Source organism: Roseivirga sp. UBA1976 (assembly GCF_002336325.1).
Classification (GTDB): domain Bacteria; phylum Bacteroidota; class Bacteroidia; order Cytophagales; family Cyclobacteriaceae; genus Roseivirga; species Roseivirga thermotolerans.
Map to the genome: position 1 here is coordinate 1 of NZ_DDDQ01000092.1, position 18,730 is coordinate 18,730.

The following is an 18,730-nucleotide window of genomic DNA, read 5'->3' on the forward strand; positions in this document are numbered from 1 at the left end:
CTATGAGAATAATTGTTGGCATACTACTTTTGCTAAGTGTAGGAGTTGTTAGGGCGCAGGAAATTAGTGGCGAAGAATTACTAAAGCGGGCCATTCAGTTTCATGATCCGGGCAATCGTTGGTCCACCGCTTCTGTTAAGCTCATCATAGATATGCAAGCCCCTAACCGACCCGTACGAAGAAGTGAGGTATCTATTAACAACTCGAAAGGCTCATTTTACTTGCGGATGTTGCAAAGAGGACAGCTTTTGGAGTGGATGGTAGACGGGCGCGACTCCACTGATTTTCGGGTAGACTTTTTACCTCCGGCCGACTCTCTTCAGGCCGATTCCCTAAGTTTGACTCCTGAAAGAGCCAGAAGGTGGAGGAATTATTATTCCTACCTCTACGGACTACCCATGAAGTTGAAAGACCCGGGTACCCGGATCGATCCTACGGTACTAAGAACCCAGTTTGCCGGCCTGGAAACTTTGCAGCTAAAGGTTAGTTATGATGCCCAAGTGGGTAAAGACACCTGGTACTTTTATTTTAAGCCCGAAACTTATGAGATGGTTGGCTATCGGTTTTACCACAATGAGACAGCCAATGATGGAGAATACATTGTGCTGGAAGGCATGGAGATTAAAAATGGCCTGCGTATTCCTAAAAACCGCACCTGGTACACCAATGCAGATCATACACTTTTAGGCACAGATTACCTGGTTGATTTTAAGGTGAACGAGAAGTAGGCTTATACCTAGTTCTTCTTTTTCTTTAAGGAATTGATGAAGTTGGCCCATGCAAAAGGATTGAGCAATGGGTTGGTTCTTGGCCCCGATGAATATTGCAAATTCTGGAATTGCTGATTCATCATGTAACGGTAGTTCATGCTCGAAGAACCTTCCAAAGGCATGGTTCTCACCAGTTCCCGAATAATTTCAGGCTCATAGCTGTTCAGTACATTTTCTTGCTCACGGGTAAGGTTCATGGCGAGAATGGCCTCTTTAAAGAGTTCTTCCGTTGGAAATGGGTTAACCTCAATATCGGCCAGTTGGGTAACTTCTTCTTCTAAGGCGAAAATTACGGTTACTCTATCACCCACCGAATCGGGTACTACCACTTTTCGGTTTTTGAAACCAATAGCACTAATAGTAAGCGTATCTCCGGCCACAAAGGCCTTGCTAAACCAGCCTCTGAAGTCGGTAGGAATACCCCGGCCACGTTCGTCATAAATATGAACCCCGGGTATGGTAATGGTACTGTCTGCGTTCATCACCAAACCCGAAACCTGAACAACATGTAACTCAGAAGGCTGTTGCGCTTTGCTTTGCAAGGATAGCATGAACAAACCGGCAATGATGAATAGAACTTTGTAGTAAGAAGATTTTTGCAGCAGCATAATATTGTTTCAAACGTAAAGATAGCCAATTAGATATGACTCTTCACTTCCCTTGCTTTTACAAACTTAACAAGCAGTTGAGGAAAATTGATTGGTGTATTCGATTAATTCTCCCCAAATTAACAAGAATTAACCGGCCATGCGACTTAAGAATTTTAGCTTATCCTTTGGCAGCCAGATATTTAAATCCGTTTCGGAAGAATCGAGGATTCGTATCTTACATTTACTGTACCGTAACGGAGAGCTGACGATTTCCGATTTGGAGCATATTTTGGAGTTTACTCAAACCAAAACCTCAAGGCATGTAACCTATTTAAAGAACTCCGGAATAATAAGTGCGCGCAAAGTAGACCAATGGGTCTTTTATAGTTTGCGCGAAGAGGTAGAAGAAATAGTACATCGCATTTTTGAGTTTTTGGTGAAAGATACTACGCTGCAAAAAGACCAGGAAACGTATGAAATTTTGGCATCTAATCGCGAGCTGGCTCAAAACCGTTTTCAAAACAGAGTCTTCTATAAATAACCTTGAGTAAGTACCAGCATATTTTTTTTGATCTGGATCATACCCTTTGGGATTATGATGCCAATGCCGCAGAAGCCTTGCATGAATTGTATGAGGTGCACAAACTGGAACAGCTTGAAGCCTTTACAAAACAAGATCTTGTGGCCATGTTTTTTGAGGTAAACCACAAGTTGTGGGATTTGTATAATCACCACCGCATTGGAAGAGCAGATATTAGAAAGCGCAGGTTTCCTGAGATTTTTCATAAACTGCGGGTGAGTCCCGAACATTTACCCGCAACTTTTGAAGAAGAGTACGTGGCGCTGGCACCCACCAAAAGCAGGTTGTTCGATTACGCCACAGAAGTGCTCGACTATTTATCGGCTAAGTATAAGCTGCACCTTATCACCAATGGTTTCGATGATATTCAACATACCAAGCTCAGGTCTTCCAATCTTATACCTTATTTTCAACGTGTTATAACCTCTGAGTCTTCGCGCTCGCGGAAGCCTAATCCCCGAATTTTTGAGGTGGCCTTTGAACTTACCGGAGCCGATTGCTTCAATTCCATTATGATTGGCGATAACCTCGACTCGGACATAGCAGGGGCCAAGCGGGTAGACATGGACCATGTTTGGTTTAACCCAACACGAATGGCTACAAATGTGGCAGTGCAACACGAGATATCGAACCTTCTTGAGCTTAAAAGCATTCTCTAATCACGGATAGGTTTTGCTTCCGTAGGCGAACTCTTATATTTGCCGCTATAGAAATGTATAACCCTAAAAAGTAAACTATGGCAACCGGATTTTTCAACGTTCCAGTAGCAAAAAACGAACCTATATATAGCTATGCTCCGGGCTCTCCAGAAAGAGCCAAGCTCAAAGCAGCTATTGAAGAGGCGCGTTCAAAACAAATAGATATTCCCATGTACATCAATGGGAAAGAAGTGCGCACCGATAAAAAGAAGCCGCTTTCTCCTCCCCACGATCATCAGCACATTTTAGGGTATTTTTCTGAAGGAGATGCCTCACACGTTCAGGCATCGATAGATGCTGCCATGGCAGCCAAAAAAGATTGGGCCAACATGAGTTGGGAAAATCGCGCTAGCATCTTCTTGAAAGCTGCCGAGTTGATTGCCGGTCCGTACCGTTATAAAATGAATGCAGCTACCATGTTGGGGCAGTCTAAAAACGCTTTTCAGGCCGAAATTGATTCGGCTTGTGAGATTGTAGACTTCTTGAGGTTCAACGTGCAGTACATGACGGAGATCTACAAGCAACAGCCAGAGTCTTCAGCAGGTATCTGGAACCGCGTAGAGCAAAGACCATTGGAAGGCTTTGTGTTCGCACTTACTCCATTCAACTTTACAGCCATTGCCGGTAACTTGCCAACAGCTCCGGCCATGATGGGGAATACGGTAGTTTGGAAGCCGGCTTACACACAAATCTACTCTGCACATGTGCTTATGGAGGTGTTTACCGAAGCGGGTGTACCTCCGGGGGTCATTAACCTTTTCTATGTAGACGGACCCACTGCCGGAGATGTGATTTTTAAACATCAGGACTTTGGTGGTATCCACTTTACCGGCAGCACAGGCGTATTCCAGCACATTTGGAAAACTATTGGTGAGAATATTTATAAGTACAAGTCGTATCCTAGAATAGTGGGAGAAACAGGCGGAAAAGACTTTATAATCGCCCACGAGTCTGCCCATGCCAAGGCCGTTGCTACGGCTATTTCACGAGGTGCCTTTGAATTCCAGGGGCAAAAGTGTTCGGCTGCTTCAAGAGCTTACATTCCGAGCAACATGTGGGAAGAGGTAAAAGGTTATGTAATAGAAGACCTTAAAACCTTCAAAATGGGAGGTACAGAAGACTTTACCAATTTCATCAATGCAGTAATTGATGAAAAGTCTTTCGACAAAATTGCTAAGTATATTGATGATGCCAAGGCAAGCGATAAAGTAGAAGTGATTGCCGGTGGTAACTATGACAAATCTAAGGGTTACTTCATTGAGCCAACCGTATTGTTAACTACCGACCCGAAGTACACCACCATGTGCGAAGAAATATTTGGCCCGGTAATTACCATCTATGTGTATGAGCCAAAAGACTTCGAAGCCACTTTGAAGTTGGTTGATGAGACTTCTCCATATGCATTGACCGGAGCCATCTTCTCGCAAGACAGATATGCGCTAGAAGTAGGGGTGAAGGCCCTGGAGCAATCTGCGGGTAACTTCTACATCAATGATAAACCAACAGGAGCAGTTGTAGGTCAGCAGCCATTTGGTGGAGCCAGAGGCTCAGGAACCAACGACAAGGCCGGTTCAATGATCAACTTGCTCAGATGGGTGTCTCCAAGATTAATCAAGGAAACATTCGTTCCACCGGTAGACTATAGATATCCTTTCTTAGGAGAAGATTAATAACGAATAAGTAGGGCCGTCTTAAAAGCCTGGTTAGCGTCACCCTGAACTTGTTTCAGGGTCTCTAGATAGCTGACAATCAAACTAACAGATTCTGAAATAAATTCAGAATGATGAGGTTTGAAGCTTTTAAGACGGCCTTCTTTCTTTTATAACTTTTCCAATGCATTTAGGGCAAAGCCTTTTTTTTGAAACTTGGGCGGAGGCGACTTATCCAGATAAAAGCATAAAGGCTTCATTATTGTGCGGGTTTTCATGAAAAGAGGTTGGAGTACTTATGAGTGAGCGTTTCTGAATTAAGGTGCTTCAGAGAAATGTAGTTGAGCCTGCAACCAGAAATACCTATGACCTTGTTCGTCCGAAGAATCAATAGAGCTCTATTCTTAAAATACTGAGAAGAAAATCGCTTTCGCTTACTCAGGTCATTCAGCTATATTGAGGATGTTGAAAAGAGCCATTGCCTTAACCTTTCAATTCTAAGCCTTGAGAAAGGCTAAGCATCGAATTGTGAGGGCAGTTCAAGAACTGAAGTAGATAAGTATGGAAACAACCCGGGCAGAACAGTATTTAAAAAAAGATGCGCCTATTCATTTGGCTGACCTCACGGAAGAAAGTGAGGCTACATGGGGCAAAATGACACCTCAGCATATGGTGGAGCATCTTATTATTACGTTTAAGATGTCGGTGGGTAAAGTCAATATTCCCATTGTAACTCAAGAAGAAGAATGGCCGGCCACCAAGGCATACTTAATGAAAGATAGCCCGATGCGCAGGAATGTGCCTTCTCCGGTAGGAAACAATGAGCTGTTGCCTTTGAGGTTTCCCGACTTACACACGGCTAAGACCAAGTTGCTCGAAGAAACATTATCTTTTCTGGAATTGGCACGGGAACAGCCCGATTTTATAGCCAACCATCCTTTTGGAGGGCCTATGAAAGCCAGCGAATGGCTACTTTTTCATCGCAAGCATTTCAAGCACCACTTTATTCAATTCGGACTAATTGAGGATTATGTCAAACAATAGACACTATACATTTTTGGCAGAGGTTTTTCAGGCTGCCCCAATCAACCAGAGAATTTTTAGTGGCTCTGAGCTCAGGCTTTCAGAGGGCTCGGCAGAGTATCGACTGGCAGTAAAAGAAGACTTCTTTCATGCGGCCATGGCCATGCACGGGGCCGTATATTTTAAGATGCTGGACGATGCCGCGTATTTTGCCGCAGCTACGCTTGAGCAGGAATACTTCATTGTTACCAAGAGCTATGAGATTCACTTTGTTCGTCCGGTTACTGAAGGGCAGCTTACCGCCAGAGGCACGGTGATTGAAGCCCGAGAAGGAGAATGGCTGGCGCAGTCAGAGATTATAAATGAGCACGGAAAGGTGGTAGGAAAAGGGCAAGGGCTGTTTGTGCGTAGCCGCCAGCGCTTTTCTGATATACAGGGATCATAGCTCAAGATTAACCATTATCCGTGTGTCCTTAACGTCTAGTAATTTGCCTTTGTGGCTGCCGGTCAATATTTCGTAAACATTTCTTTTTAGCTCTTTAGAAGCCAGCTCACAAAAATGAACCTTGAATGTTTTCCCTAGTAGATTGAGATTCTCCTCCGAGTACCATCGATCGTTCGATTGGGCCCTTATCAACTTTACTTCCATAGCCGTATTGATAGGGAAAGGTATTGTTTCAATATCAATCAGAATTCAATGAATAATGAATTGATTGTTAAGATATTCCGTTGAGCCAGAGTATGTTCCTTTAGGCATGTAAACGCACAAAGCCTGTAACTTTAAAGGTCGGGCTGCGTCTTTAAGTCATCAACAAACTTTAAGGTCATCATGAAAAAACTCATCTCACTTTTTTGCCTTTGTCTGGTGGGCACCACCTCATTGGCACAATCTAAAATTACCGAAAAGGAACTTCTTGGAGAATGGCGCATGGTCATAGACATCGACTTAGATGAAATAGAGCGCGATTTGGAGGATGAAAACTGGCTGGCAAGAAAAATTGCAGGTTCTGTCACTGGTTTAGTATCTGACATTCTGGAGGAGATTGATATCAAGATGGACTTTCGCGATAATGGAGAGGTCAAAATAATGGTCAGGGCATTTGGAGAACGAGAGGTGGAGTATGCCGAATGGAGAATAACGAGCGAAGGAGAATTAGAAATCTTTGACAATGACGACAGGCGTTGGAAGAACAGGCATGTAAACTTTGGCCATGACGATGACGTGTGGCTGATGGACAAGGGAAAAATTGTTCAGTATGAAAGAGGCTCAAGGGGCCGATTGGAGCGAGGAGATGTTTATCTGGAGAAGGTTAAGAAAGACTGGTAATAGCTCCCCAAAATATCTTGCTGCAACTCCGGTCATGGAGTTGCAGCTTTTTTTGTTCTAGCCAAAGAACCTGGAGAAAGTACCAAATCCACAAGCATAGCCAACTCCCTGCCATCAAGATATGGTCGTATGCTTGTGTTTACTCAAGTACTTATTAGACGAATACAACGTATAGAATTACACCTGTAACTTGTTGGCCGACCTCGGTTGCAAAGTTTGAGGGTATTAGCTAATCAGCGGACTTAGCCGCTCTCGCGTATCAAAGTCCATTTGTGCAATCTTTTCGAGATTGTGGTTTTTAAAGAAGTGTTCTCTAATCTCTAAAAGCTCATCGTATGGCCCCCTAGGAGCCAGTATTTTCACAATTACGGGCGAGCATTCCAGCATTATAAACAGAGCTATAATAAATATGTTGGCCCAATAGATGGCTTTGTTTTCCAGGCTAATCTGCCGGAGTGCCTCCAATTGGGCTGCCATACCATTCCAGGGGTTTCGTTGAATACCGGCCAACTCCATGTTTTGCTTTTGCCTCAGCGCGGTGAGCTCACCTTGCAATGCTTCTACTTTGGGAGAGTTGGTAGCAATGCTCAACTCCAGTTCGGTCTGTGCCCTGTCGGCATCGGCCTTTTTTAACAGATAAATTGGCCCTGCATTTCTTTGCATAGAGCCTCCCGTACCATCGGCTTCTTGTCTGGCCAGGGTTGCAAGTTCGTTGCGTTTAGCCCGTTTGGCTTCTATTTCTGCTTTCAAAGTATTGATCTGCTCCTGCAGAAGTGATGCTTGTTGCTGGTAGCGCTGGTCTATGGTGGCTATTTCTTTCTGGTAAATGGTTTCTTCCAACAGCACCAGTTTTCGGTCGATCTCTTTAGAAAAAATCTTGAGTTCCAGTGGCTTGGAAATTACGATGGCCAGCATAACCGCCAACAAAATTCTTGGACTAGCCATTAATAACTCATGCCACCGACCCTTACGGTTTTTCTTCATGGTAGAGACAATAAACCTATCGAGGTTGAAGATAACACAACCCCAAAGAAGCCCGAATGCAATGGCCCATCCGCTGTGAGAGAAAATGGTATGAAAGGCATAACCTCCGGAAAGTGCAGCAAGCAGGCCGGTAAAAAATACGGTGGCTCCAATGCCGGTAAATTTTGAGGCTTCGGTAGGGCAGCGCTTTAAAAGCGACTGGTTGGCTCCGGAGCAGAACCAAAAGAAATGCTTGAGGGAATTCATACGTTGAGTTTTTGACTTGGTGTAGTCAATAACGGAACGTGTTTTAATATGTTGTAATAATTAGTACCTTTTTATGCAAGGTAGCTAATATAGGCACATCACATAAGCGCTGTGGGGTTACTTATAAACCATACTGATCAATCAGGTAAATAAGTGCAGCCATGGATGCAGCTCCAAGTTCCAGTTCTCTTTGATTAACAGCTTCAAAGTTATCGATAGGAGTGTGGTGGTATTTGAAGTATCGTTGACTATCGGGCAAATAGCCAATAGTTGGTACATCTTGGGTTCTAAGCGGGCTTATGTCTGCACCACCACCGCCACGTTTAAACTGAAAAAGCCCATATGGTTCAAAAAGAGATGCCCAGCCCAGCAATTTATTCTGTTGGGACTCGGTGCCGGTAATACCAAAACCAACCGGTAAAAAGCCGCCACGATCTGATTCGAGTGCCGCAATGTGCTTTTCGTTGTTCTCTGCTGCCAATTCGGCATACTTCCTTCCTCCTCGCAATCCATTCTCCTCATTCATGAACATTACGGCCCGTATGGTTCTCTTGGGTCGGTAGTTAAGGGCTTTGAACAGTCTGAGCACTTCTATGGACTGTACACATCCGGCACCGTCATCGTGAGCACCCTCCGATAAGTCCCATGAGTCCAGATGACCACCCACCACAATGATTTCATCGGGAAACTGCGTTCCTTTTATTTCTCCCACCACATTGTATGAGAGTACATCTTCATGCATCTGGCTATGAGTCTCGAAATAGAACTGCAGTTCGGGGTCGTCATGGAGCAAATCACTCAGAAAATCGGCATCGGCAGTGCTTATGGCCACGGCCGGAATTTTAGGCACGTTTAGGCCGTAGTTGGTACTTCCGGTATGCACAACACCATCTTTATAAGAGCTTAGTGAGCGCACAATAACCCCTATGGCACCATACTTGGCGGCTTCTGTCGGGCCACTACCTCGTTGGTTTGAAGCTCCACTATAGGCCGAAAAGGTATCCAATAGCCGCGGATCCATAGGGCGATTAAAGAAGACGATTTTTCCTTTGATGGTTTTCTCTCCCAGTTCTGCCAGTTGTTGAAAGTCTTTGACTTCTATAAGCCTTCCCAGTGTTCCTTTTGGGCCTGTACCTACCGAATTGCCAAGGGCTGTTACTTCAATGGGCATTGACCCATATTTTTTGGAGTTAACAATTCTTCCTTTTTCAACCTCCCCTCTTTCCCAATGAGGCACCATTACGGGCTGCAGGTACACGGTGTCGAACCCGTAGGTCATCATCTGTTGCCTGCTCCACTCTACGGCTGCGGCCGCTTGCGGAGAGCCGCTCAACCGGCCGCCAATGTTTTTGGTAAGGTATCGGAGCATTTCATAGCTCTCTCCCTTTGCAAGGGCTTCATCGTATATTTTTCGAATAAAGGCTGCGTCTTTTTCCTGGCCATGTACGGCTGTGGCTAAAAGCAGTAAAAGGGAAAGGAGCATTATTCTTTTCATGGCATTTCGGTCAGTTTACAATCTCTGCCTCCTGTAAAATATACATGAGTTTTAAGGGATCATCGGCATTGATTTTAAGCTTGCCCCTTACCTTTATTCTCTTTTCGGTGAATTTGATTTTCTCTTTGGCAAATACTTCGGCCACCGTTTCGGGACCTGCACCTCCGCAAAAAAAGCAATTGGCAAATGGCAAAGAAGAAAGCACAAAATAGGACTCTCCCTGGAGCTCTTCCAGGGGGATCATCCAGCCTTCCAGTTCGATTACTTTACCATCCAGTTTTTTAACCTCATCGCTAAAAGTAGGGTAGTCGATTTCAAAATTGAGTGTTTCATCGAATCGCTTTTCTACAGTGACTTTAGAAAGCGTTTTCCATCCATTGAAGTCTTGTCCAAAAGTGGTAAGTCCAAGAACCAGACCGATAAGTAGTAGGCTGTGCTTTCGCATTATTTAATGAGATCAAACATTCGGTTGAAACGCAAACGCTCAAAAAAGCCTGCATCGGGGTTTGTTCGGTCTACCGACCAGAAGATAAAAAGCGGTTTGCCCACAATGTGGTCGTATGGCACAAAACCCCACGACCGTGAATCGAGCGAATTGTGTCGGTTGTCACCAATCATAAAGTAGTATCCTTGCTTGAAGGTATAGCTATCTATTTTTTTCCCGTCAATGAATACTTCGTAGTCCTTAATGTTCACATTGTCGTTGTGTTCATACTCCCTTATTACCTCGCCATACAGAGCCACATTTTCTTTGGTGAGTTCAATGGTCATGCCTTTTTCAGGCATTACCAGAGGGCCAAAGAAATCGCGACTCCAGTTAAATAGCGGGTCACCGGGGTAAATACCGCGGTCTTCTCCGAGCTCGTAAACTATTTCTTCCACGCTGTCAATAAAAGGCAATTTTTCCAATGCGGCAGCTTTCTCGGGAGTGGTGTTCACCTCAAAGCCAACTTTACCATTGTAGGCACTGTTGGGCACTGCACTGGTAGCATAGGTGTCAAAAGGATTAGTGTCCTGGTAATCGGTAATACCCAACTCTCGCATGTACCGGGCGTGTACACCACGCTCGGTAGCAGCCAGGTAGCTGGTCATCATGTTGGGTGGGTTATCTACCGGCTTTCCGTTAATGTAAATTTGCTTATTACGCACCTCAAAGGTATCTCCGGGAACGGCCATGCAGCGTTTTACATAGAAGGTCTTCATGTCTACAGGAAAGCCTTTTTCATAATCAGGAGGGTAGTTAAACACTACGGGTTCTCCTCTTCTTGGCTTTCTAAGGCCGGGCAGGCGGTACTGGGGCAGTTGGATAATGTCTGAATACGATGGAATTTCTTTTCCGAAAAGTTTTATGCCCCAGAAAGTTTGGTGGGCCAGTGGAAACTGGATGGGCGTTTTAGGCGTTCTGGCTCCGTAGTGAAACTTGCTTACAAAGAGATGGTCACCAATGAGCATAGAGTTTTCCATGGAACCTGTGGGTATGGCAAAGGCTTCCACAAACAGTCCGCGTATGATGGTAACCGCTATGAGCGCAAAAAGTATATCGTTGAATAGTTCTCTAAAAAAGCCTTTTTTCTTTTTTTCCGGCTTCTCTTCTTTTTTCTTTCTCTTTAAGAAATCGAGCATAATAGAGTCTTATAAATAGTCGGCTTTAAAGGTATTATAAATCTGCGAATTATGGGTATTTCTACCCGGTAGATGAAATGCCTAACGGGCGAATGTATGTATAGGTTGAGACTTATCTGTTGGGCGGTTTCAGTTTTTGGCTCTCCTTCGCTTATTTTGAGGCCAAACAGGCACTATGATCATTATAAATGACCTCGCTTTTGGTTATGCCTCGCACAAGGTGCTTTCTATTCCGCAGTTGCAGGTGGAGGAAGGTAAGCACCTTCTTATTCTTGGGGCTTCGGGCAGCGGAAAAACAACCCTTCTTCATATTTTGGGAGGCCTTCTGGCACCGCAAGAGGGAACGGTAAGGATTGGCCAAACCGACTTGTACCGTTTGAGTGGTGCGCAACGCGATAAATACCGGGGGCAGAATATTGGGCTCATCTTTCAAAAGGCGCATCTCATTAGTGCACTAAGTGTACAAGATAATTTATTGTTGGCTCAGTATTTAGCCGGAATGGCGCAAGACAGGGGGCGTGTAAAAGAAGTGCTTACTAGCCTGGGGCTTGCAGATAAGCTATACAAGAAAGTTAAGGCACTGAGCCAGGGTGAGCAACAACGGGTAACTATTGCTCGCGCATTACTTAACAGACCCCGTGTAATTTTGGCCGATGAGCCTACAGCCAGTCTGGACGATACCAATGCGCACAAAGTCATAGACCTTTTGAAAAGTCAGGCAGAACAGAACAATGCCTCGTTGCTCATTGCCACCCACGATCAACGTGTAAAAGATCAGTTTGAACTTCAACTAAACCTGGCTACCCTATGAACCTGATTATACTTAGCTGGAATTACATTAGGTCTAAGCCTCTCAATACGCTGCTGAATATGCTGCTTATGGCTTTGGGTATTGCCATTATTTTGGTACTTATTCTGCTGAGCTCTCAGCTAGAAGAAAACCTCAATAAAAACAAGCGCGGAGTAGATCTTGTAGTTGGTGCCAAGGGCAGCCCTTTACAGCTTATTTTGGCCAACGTATACCACATAGACTTTCCTACAGGCAATATAAAACTGGAAGAAGCCCGTGCGCTCACCAGAAACAGACTCATAGCAGGAGCTATTCCGTTGGCTTTGGGCGATAATTACCGGGGCTTTAGAATTGTGGGAACCAACCACGAGTATGTACAACTCTATGAAGGCTCCCTTACTTCCGGCCAATTGTGGAAACGAAACATGGAAAGTGTTATTGGTGCCAATGTTGCCGAACGATTGAACCTGAAGCCGGGAGATACATTTTTTGGAGCACATGGGCTCTCCGTTGCCGATATGGAACATGAAGAGCGTCCTTATAAAATTGTTGGGGTGTTGGCCAGAAATAACTCTGTTTTAGATAATCTGATCCTTACCAATATTGAAAGTGTTTGGGCAGTTCATGAGCATGAAGAGGAGCATGAGCATAGTGAACATGCGGATGAACCGGAGTTGGGTTCGGCCTATGAGAGTGGTTTGCCCGAGGGCGATGAGGATGCAGAAATCACCTCCATGTTGCTTAAGTTCAGGTCGCCCATGGGGGCTGTCACCCTTCCGCGAATGATTAATTCCAATACTAACATGCAGGCAGCCTCACCGGCTTTTGAAACGCAGCGTTTGTTCTCTCTGTTGGGAATTGGTGTAGAGTTGCTCAGAAGTTTTGCCTATATCATTATCATTATAGCCGGTTTGAGCATATTCATTTCGCTGTACAATGCATTGAAAGACCGAAAGTATGACTTGGCCATTATGCGTTCGTTGGGAGCTTCAAAAACCAAACTATTTGTACATGTAATACTCGAAGGGGTAATTATTACAGTGTTGGGCGGAGCTCTGGGATTTGTGCTGGGTCACGGACTAACAGAATTTTTGGCAGGCCTTTACGAAAAATCAGAAGCCATGGGGCTTACCGGTTTGGTTTTTGTGAAACAAGAATGGTGGGTTGTAGTAATTAGTATAGGTATAGGTTTGTTGGCTTCGGTAATTCCGGCTGTCAATGCCTACAAAACAGATATTTCAGACGTATTAGCCAAAGAATAATGAAGAAGATAGTTGTACTGATTGTATTGAGTATATGGGGGACCGGCTTGTTCGGTCAGGAGGTAAAGGCTAAAGGCCCAAAGCTCTGGAAAACCCTGGCCGATGTGAAGTATGAAATTCAAAAAGACGAATATGGCGATGTGTATGTGCCTGTTTTTGGAGAAGACATACAGGCTATTAAAGATCAGCTGGTAGAGGTAGAAGGCTATGTAATTCCTTCAGACATTACTTTTGTCAATGATTATCTAATTATTTCTTCGCTACCTATAAGTGAGTGTTTCTTCTGTGGCTCAGGCGGACCGGAGACGGTGATGGAAATTCACCTAAAGAAAGGAGAGAAGTACAAGTATAACTCCAAGCGGCTAAAGTTTAGAGGAAAACTGGTGCTGAACGCAACCAATCCCGACAAATTGATGTATCAGTTGGTGGATAGTGAATTTTTAGGTTTGGCCGATGATAGTTATTAAACCCCTCAAGTACGTTTCATTCATATTGTTCTTCTTTCTTTTGGTTGTAGGTTGTGGCAATGCTTACAATCCGAAGGCTCAGCGTGATGCCATTTTTAAAGTGCACGATGAGGTAATGCCTAAGATTGGAGAGGTGATGGAGCTGCGGAGAAAAGCCCTGCAAAAGGCTTCAGAGATTGCTGAAAAGGAGGCCGATCGAGCGGCTCAACTCAGAGCGCTTGCTCAACAACTGGAACAAGCCAATAACGGCATGATGAGTTGGATGCGCGAGTGGAGTAAAAACTCTCAGAAATATATGGAGATGAAAGCCGGAGCTTCTGAACAGGTGGAATATCTGAAGAAAGAAATGGAACGGGTAACGGAAGTGAAAGAAGCCATTAACGGAGCAATTGCAGAAGCCAAAAAAGCACTTTAGGAGTACTTAGGCAGTAGCATCAGCTGGCCAAGGTTAATTTTATTGCTCCCCTCCAGTGTCAATGGATATTTCTGAGACCACATTAAAATTTGTGTTCAGTTTAAATAGGATGGCACTCGGAGATTCATTATGCCCTACCATTACCCGCACAAAAGTGTCTTCGGTGTTATTGGCCCTTTTAATTTTATACCTGTTGTTGTATGAGTTAGGGAATAAACTTCTGACTTCATAAATGCTCATGCCCGGCTTTAGCACTTTATTGTTGTAGGTAAATGAGTTGCTTCCCCCATCAATGATAATATCCATTAAAACGTCATCATAGTCAAAGCCTAGCTGAAAGCCGTTGTAATAAAGGTCGCAACCATAAGGCATCATTGGGTTATCAGAGCACCGTTTTTGGGTTGGATTACCATAGTGCTGTTTCAGGAAGGCTTCATAGTCAGTCACTTCCATAAGTTGCTTCATGGTGTGGCTGTTAAACTTAATGGACTGAAATTCTGATATGCTAATTATATCATCTTGCTGGGCATTGACACTAAAGCAGCCAATTGATAGAATTATTATTAATATTGTTTTTTTCATGTTAGCTACTCTGACTATTGCCCATAATGTGAATCAGTTAGTAGAAAGTGCCGTTTTTATTTGATTCAAGCTCACCCCTCCATAACTGTTTCCCCAGGCATTGGTTATGTAGGTAAGTATTTCGGTTACTTCAGAAGCATTCAGGTTGGTATTGCCCGGCATTGGTTGCCTATACTCAATACCATTGACAATCAGAGGCTCTTTTGCACCATTTACTATTATTCGCGCTGCCCTACCCACATCGTTGAGAAGGTAGTCGGCCCCTTTTAGAGGTGGAATCAGCTGTCCTAGTCCCTCACCGTTTTCCATATGACAGTTGGCGCAATGGGTGCTGTATAGCCTCTTCCCATTAGTGAAATATTTGATTTCAGTATCGTTGAGGCGATTCAATACTTGCTCTCCTTCAGAGGAGCCACCACCACAGGCCGTGGCAGTAGCCAGAGCGAACAGTATGGGTACAATTAGTTTACTGCTCATACTCGGCAAGCAGTTTCGGAATATCATTGATCAGTGCAGTTACTTCTTTGGGGTTGGTGCCATCATACTTACCTCTTATTCTTCTTTCCTTATCTACCAGTAAGAATGCTCCGCTATGAATAAAGCCACCCGGAGCATCTTCGTTTTCCCCCAGAGGAACCATGTATCCTTCTCCACTTCCTATCTGATAAATTTTATCCTTATCTCCCGTGAGAAAATGCCAGGTTTTATTGTCCGGAACACCTAATCGCATGGAGTAGTCCTTTAGGTAGGCTACGGTGTCGTGCTCGGGGTCTATGGTGTGCGAAAGAATAGCAAAATTGGGAGTGTCTTTGAACTGCTCATATACTCTCAGCATTTGCTGCTTCATTACAGGGCAAATGGTGGGGCAGGTACCAAAGAAAAAGTCTGCCACATATATTTTATCGGCCACCGTTGCTTCTGTAACAAGGGCACTATCCTGATCTACAAATTGAAAGTTGGGCACGGTATGGTATAGAGTATCTATTTTTCCGTTTACCTCCTTGTATTCAGGTATCCCCAGTATGGGCAATCGGCTGTTTTTTGGCGATGAACAGGCTATGGCAACCCAAGCCACAAGCCACAAGCAAACTCGTTTCCACATCTTCATTTCTTCTTTCGTTCTCGAAGTTTTTTATACCCTTTAATGCCCAACATGAGGGCCACAGTTACCAATACGAAGCCAGCTGTTCCTTTGATCCAGTCTAATTGATTTTTTAACACAATTAAGAACACCACAGAGATAAGTACTAAAGTGGCTACTTCATTGAGAATTCGTAGCTGGATGGAGTTGAGCCTGGCCACACCGTTTTGTAGCTCTTTATACAAACGGTGACAGTACAGGTGGTATCCGTAGAGAAGCAATACAAAGCAAAGCTTTATTTGCATAAAGGGCAGTTGCAGCATATCCGGATACTGAATGATCATGCTAATGCCCAGAGCCAGTGTTATGAGCGCAGAAGGCCAGGTAATGATGATCCAGAGTCTTTTGGCCATTAGGGCAAGCTGCGTGCCTAAAATGCTTTTTTCCGGCTCCGGTTTATCCAGTGCTTCTGTCTGGTATACAAAAAGGCGAACAATATAAAAAAGGCCTGCAAACCAGGTAACTATGAATATAATGTGAAGTGCCTTTATGTATAAATTGGCCATGGGCGCAATTTAGTCACTAAAACACAATTGGCCGACCGTAAATGTGCTTTTGATAGGCCTATTGACGAACTAGACTTGACTCTGGAGTAATTACTTTCTTTTCCTAAGGTATTTTTTATTCAAAAGCCATTCAATACCCAGCGATATCCAAGCAACCGGGAGAATGAATATGATAAAAATGGTATTGTTGAGCCTGAGCTTTATGCCTTAGCAAATATGGTAGATCAATGACCCAAAGATTTCATTTGGGGTGCGCTCCAATACATAAAAGGTCAGTAGAATTAAGTATAACCAGAAGGGTACTAACCGGTATTTGCATTGCCGGTTAGATAGCAGGGTCTTTTCGATGGATTGTTTCTACCCGGAGCCCCACAGAAACTTCTCCTGAATGTTCAGGTATAAAATTCTCGCCAAAAAGAATTTTATTTCCTGATTTGCGATATCCGGCCAATGTTCTGAGAGGTTCTGCACCTTTCTCACCAGTATTTTGATCGATAGTGGTCATAACGCAGCGAGCGCAAGGCTTAACCCCTCTGTAGGTCAGACGGTTAATCATGATTTCGGCCAGAGTATCTTCTTCATGTGGAGCAAGCCCTTCCAGAACAAGGTTGGGTCTGAACCTGTTCATGGGAAGTTCATAACCCAGCTTTTGGTTCAGAAGATTAAGCGATGCCTGGCCGATGATGAGTATGGGATATCCATCGGCAAAGCTCACATGATCGTCAGTAGCAGGGGCATAACGCTGATCGGCTATTCGCAGGCTGCTTTCAGGCATATACACCAACCTTGTGGCAAAACCCAATACGCTAGAAAACCATTGATTTATGGGCTCGGGTGAGGGAAGGGCCTGACACGAGTCGTCCCATACGGTTACTTCTATGGGGTCTGCAATTGGTGCTTCAAGGTCAATGCTTAGTGGCTGCAGTTTTCCGCTTCGGTCTTCAATTACCATGCTGTGGTTTTCTATTCGCGGTTGCAGAAGAGCCAGTTGCTGATGTTCCCTTTGGCTTACAAACCGTCCATTTTCATCAACCAACATCCATCGCCTGTCGTATTTTAGTCCCCTTCTTTCAACAGGGCTTGTGGTTAGTTCAATTCCTCCCAAAGATTTAATGGGGTATATGTAGATGTTTTTTACGTAGATACTTTTCATTGCCAGTATTTATATCGGCTTACACTTTTTAAGGTCAGGTTGAACCCATCCCAACCTATTTTACTCAGCATTATGTTGGGATATTCTTTCGAAAAACTGTAGGTGTTCTTTTTTTTCTTGTCTAGCTGAACATTGACTTGCCAAAGTGAATCTCCATCAACTACCTGAAACTGTGCCCGATAAACTTTGGGTTCAAAGGTTTTGGTATTCACCTGCGATTCTACAACCTGCTTTTCAAATGTAAGGCCATCCTCGAACCGAAGAGCCCTAAGCAAGTAACTCAACTGATCCTCCCAGATTAAATCAGCTCCTTCCAAAAAAGATTGACCATCTCCAAAACCATCGAAATAGCTATTGTAGTCGTACTGATAGCCTGTGGGTGAAAGAGTAAATTGCTTGAAGGTATTGCCGCACCATTCCTGGCCGGTATGAGTTATTTTGTGCAGCTGCTCCGGTTTGGCTCTTTTGTAGAACAAGCTGGTTAGGTAGTGATAGGGGTAGTTGTCTGTTTCAAAGCGGGCAAACTTGTTCACCTTCATTACGCTGAACAGGTCGGTTCTGGAGTAGTCATCTGTCTTTACATTGTATGCCTTGTTAAACTCTTCTTTTACGGTAATGTAGGTGTATTCAAAGTTTCTTGTTTTTCCGTAAACCCTTCTTTGTGCATGGTATTGAGCTACTTCGGCCTGGCCATCTTCCCAAAGGCTCTGCATGGCCCATTCATGATTAAATACCGGGCTGTTGGCATAAGGAGCCTCCATAGTTTTGTGTTTACCACAACCGAGGCATATGAGGGCTAAGAATAGCAGTCGCGTTTTCATGCTCTATGTACTTTAAGTATGTCAGCAGCCCACTCGCCCAGATCGGCTTCGGTGTCTACATCGCTCAAGGTTTGCAATTTGGCTACGCTGTAACCCAAGCGGTTCAAGTCGGCTTCGGTAGCCGCGCAAACCGAGGAAGTGCTCCATTCTTTATTTTCGAATATTTCGGATATCGGCTGATTCATTCCCAGCAGGTAATATCCACCGTCATACGAAGGGCCAATGACAACGTCATGCTGCTTCAGTTCTTCAAAAGCCCGTGCAATTAGCTCCGGGTTCAGGTCGTAGCAATCGCTACCAATTATGCATACTCTTGCGGCTCCGGCATCAAAAGCTTCTTCAAAAGCGGCTTTCATCTTCACTCCCAGATTCCCTGTTGTCTGTATGGCCTTAAGAAAATCTGCATTGGACCATACGTCCGACCGGTCTATAAACTGATCATAATAAACCACTCTTTCTACCTTTACCTGAACAGAGATATCGCGGGTTCTCTCCAGCAAACGCTTGTAAACCTCCAGAGCACAGAGGTCTCCCACGGTGGCCGCCAGGCGCGTTTTTGCTCTTCCAAGAGCCGGGTTTTTCACAAAGATGATCAGCCTTTCTTTCAT

General features: G+C 44.3%; 23 protein-coding genes. 11 read left to right on the forward strand and 12 right to left on the reverse strand.

Going from position 1 to position 18,730, the window contains the following annotated elements; translation table 11 throughout:
• Positions 1-728: DUF6503 family protein (locus B3763_RS09005; RefSeq protein WP_286745838.1), on the forward strand; the 728-nt coding region annotated here is incomplete at its 5' end.
• A gap of 8 nt (positions 729-736) precedes the next feature.
• On the opposite strand, the gene B3763_RS09010 is transcribed toward B3763_RS09005, so the two are convergent.
• On the reverse strand, positions 737-1,378 hold the full coding sequence (locus tag B3763_RS09010; RefSeq protein WP_189628409.1) for a hypothetical protein: 642 nt from the start codon (positions 1,376-1,378) through the stop codon (positions 737-739).
• 139 nt (positions 1,379-1,517) lie between these two features.
• Here B3763_RS09010 and B3763_RS09015 point away from each other — a divergent pair, with 139 nt between their 5' ends.
• The 6 genes from B3763_RS09015 (at position 1,518) to B3763_RS09040 (ending at position 6,637) form a co-directional block, all read left to right on the forward strand.
• Positions 1,518-1,901 (forward strand): metalloregulator ArsR/SmtB family transcription factor, encoded by a 384-nt coding sequence (locus tag B3763_RS09015; RefSeq protein ID WP_189628408.1) that lies wholly within the window; start codon positions 1,518-1,520, stop codon positions 1,899-1,901.
• A gap of 2 nt (positions 1,902-1,903) precedes the next feature.
• Positions 1,904-2,599: a YjjG family noncanonical pyrimidine nucleotidase gene (locus B3763_RS09020; protein WP_286745842.1), complete on the forward strand. Its 696-nt coding sequence runs from the start codon at positions 1,904-1,906 to the stop codon at positions 2,597-2,599.
• A gap of 77 nt (positions 2,600-2,676) precedes the next feature.
• On the forward strand, positions 2,677-4,308 hold the full coding sequence (gene pruA / locus B3763_RS09025; protein ID WP_189628406.1) for an L-glutamate gamma-semialdehyde dehydrogenase: 1,632 nt from the start codon (positions 2,677-2,679) through the stop codon (positions 4,306-4,308).
• Between the two features lie 540 nt (positions 4,309-4,848).
• On the forward strand, positions 4,849-5,331 hold the full coding sequence (locus B3763_RS09030) for a hypothetical protein (RefSeq protein WP_286745844.1): 483 nt from the start codon (positions 4,849-4,851) through the stop codon (positions 5,329-5,331).
• Positions 5,318-5,755 (forward strand): PaaI family thioesterase, encoded by a 438-nt coding sequence (locus B3763_RS09035; RefSeq protein ID WP_189628404.1) that lies wholly within the window; start codon positions 5,318-5,320, stop codon positions 5,753-5,755. The genes B3763_RS09030 and B3763_RS09035 overlap by 14 nt, the downstream gene beginning before the upstream one ends.
• A gap of 384 nt (positions 5,756-6,139) precedes the next feature.
• Positions 6,140-6,637 (forward strand): hypothetical protein, encoded by a 498-nt coding sequence (locus B3763_RS09040; protein WP_286745847.1) that lies wholly within the window; start codon positions 6,140-6,142, stop codon positions 6,635-6,637.
• A gap of 225 nt (positions 6,638-6,862) precedes the next feature.
• Here B3763_RS09040 and B3763_RS09045 read toward each other — a convergent pair whose 3' ends face one another.
• The 4 genes from B3763_RS09045 to lepB form a co-directional block, all read right to left on the reverse strand.
• Positions 6,863-7,867: a DUF4407 domain-containing protein gene (locus tag B3763_RS09045; protein WP_286745849.1), complete on the reverse strand. Its 1,005-nt coding sequence runs from the start codon at positions 7,865-7,867 to the stop codon at positions 6,863-6,865.
• Positions 7,868-7,988: 121 nt separating this feature from the next.
• The gene (locus tag B3763_RS09050) at positions 7,989-9,362 is read right to left on the reverse strand and encodes a M28 family peptidase (protein WP_189628401.1); all 1,374 of its coding nucleotides are present in this window, start codon (positions 9,360-9,362) and stop codon (positions 7,989-7,991) included.
• 10 nt (positions 9,363-9,372) lie between these two features.
• Positions 9,373-9,807: a hypothetical protein gene (locus B3763_RS09055; protein ID WP_189628400.1), complete on the reverse strand. Its 435-nt coding sequence runs from the start codon at positions 9,805-9,807 to the stop codon at positions 9,373-9,375.
• Positions 9,807-10,985 carry a signal peptidase I gene (gene lepB, locus B3763_RS09060; protein WP_189628399.1) on the reverse strand — a complete coding sequence of 393 codons (1,179 nt, stop codon included), beginning with the start codon at positions 10,983-10,985 and terminating at the stop codon, positions 9,807-9,809. Before lepB ends, B3763_RS09055 begins: the two co-directional genes overlap by 1 nt.
• 175 nt (positions 10,986-11,160) lie before the next feature.
• Between lepB and B3763_RS09065 the strand changes: the two genes are divergently transcribed.
• The 4 genes from B3763_RS09065 to B3763_RS09080 are packed head-to-tail and all read left to right on the forward strand — an operon-like array spanning position 11,161 to position 13,919.
• Entirely contained in the window at positions 11,161-11,796 is a 636-nt protein-coding gene (locus tag B3763_RS09065; protein ID WP_189628398.1) for an ABC transporter ATP-binding protein, read from the forward strand.
• Complete coding sequence (locus tag B3763_RS09070) at positions 11,793-13,037, forward strand: ABC transporter permease (RefSeq protein ID WP_286745853.1); 1,245 nt, start codon at positions 11,793-11,795, stop codon at positions 13,035-13,037. The genes B3763_RS09065 and B3763_RS09070 overlap by 4 nt, the downstream gene beginning before the upstream one ends.
• Complete coding sequence (locus B3763_RS09075) at positions 13,037-13,504, forward strand: hypothetical protein (protein WP_189628396.1); 468 nt, start codon at positions 13,037-13,039, stop codon at positions 13,502-13,504. Before B3763_RS09070 ends, B3763_RS09075 begins: the two co-directional genes overlap by 1 nt.
• Positions 13,491-13,919: a hypothetical protein gene (locus tag B3763_RS09080; RefSeq protein WP_189628395.1), complete on the forward strand. Its 429-nt coding sequence runs from the start codon at positions 13,491-13,493 to the stop codon at positions 13,917-13,919. The genes B3763_RS09075 and B3763_RS09080 overlap by 14 nt, the downstream gene beginning before the upstream one ends.
• A gap of 39 nt (positions 13,920-13,958) precedes the next feature.
• On the opposite strand, the gene B3763_RS09085 is transcribed toward B3763_RS09080, so the two are convergent.
• The 7 genes from B3763_RS09085 to B3763_RS09115 form a co-directional block, all read right to left on the reverse strand.
• A complete protein-coding gene (locus tag B3763_RS09085; RefSeq protein ID WP_286745855.1) occupies positions 13,959-14,501 on the reverse strand; it encodes a hypothetical protein in 543 nt (180 codons plus the stop codon).
• 33 nt (positions 14,502-14,534) lie between these two features.
• The gene (locus tag B3763_RS09090; RefSeq protein WP_286745857.1) at positions 14,535-14,978 is read right to left on the reverse strand and encodes a c-type cytochrome; all 444 of its coding nucleotides are present in this window, start codon (positions 14,976-14,978) and stop codon (positions 14,535-14,537) included.
• Positions 14,968-15,603, reverse strand: coding sequence for an SCO family protein (locus B3763_RS09095; protein WP_308440952.1), 636 nt, complete (start codon positions 15,601-15,603; stop codon positions 14,968-14,970). Before B3763_RS09095 ends, B3763_RS09090 begins: the two co-directional genes overlap by 11 nt.
• Positions 15,604-15,605: 2 nt before the next feature.
• Positions 15,606-16,148, reverse strand: coding sequence for a CopD family protein (locus B3763_RS09100; RefSeq protein WP_189628391.1), 543 nt, complete (start codon positions 16,146-16,148; stop codon positions 15,606-15,608).
• Between the two features lie 325 nt (positions 16,149-16,473).
• Positions 16,474-17,301: an MOSC domain-containing protein gene (locus B3763_RS09105; RefSeq protein WP_286745859.1), complete on the reverse strand. Its 828-nt coding sequence runs from the start codon at positions 17,299-17,301 to the stop codon at positions 16,474-16,476.
• The gene (locus B3763_RS09110) at positions 17,298-18,122 is read right to left on the reverse strand and encodes a hypothetical protein (protein ID WP_286745860.1); all 825 of its coding nucleotides are present in this window, start codon (positions 18,120-18,122) and stop codon (positions 17,298-17,300) included. The genes B3763_RS09105 and B3763_RS09110 overlap by 4 nt, the downstream gene beginning before the upstream one ends.
• On the reverse strand, positions 18,119-18,730 hold the full coding sequence (locus B3763_RS09115) for a TIGR04282 family arsenosugar biosynthesis glycosyltransferase (protein ID WP_286745861.1): 612 nt from the start codon (positions 18,728-18,730) through the stop codon (positions 18,119-18,121). The genes B3763_RS09110 and B3763_RS09115 overlap by 4 nt, the downstream gene beginning before the upstream one ends.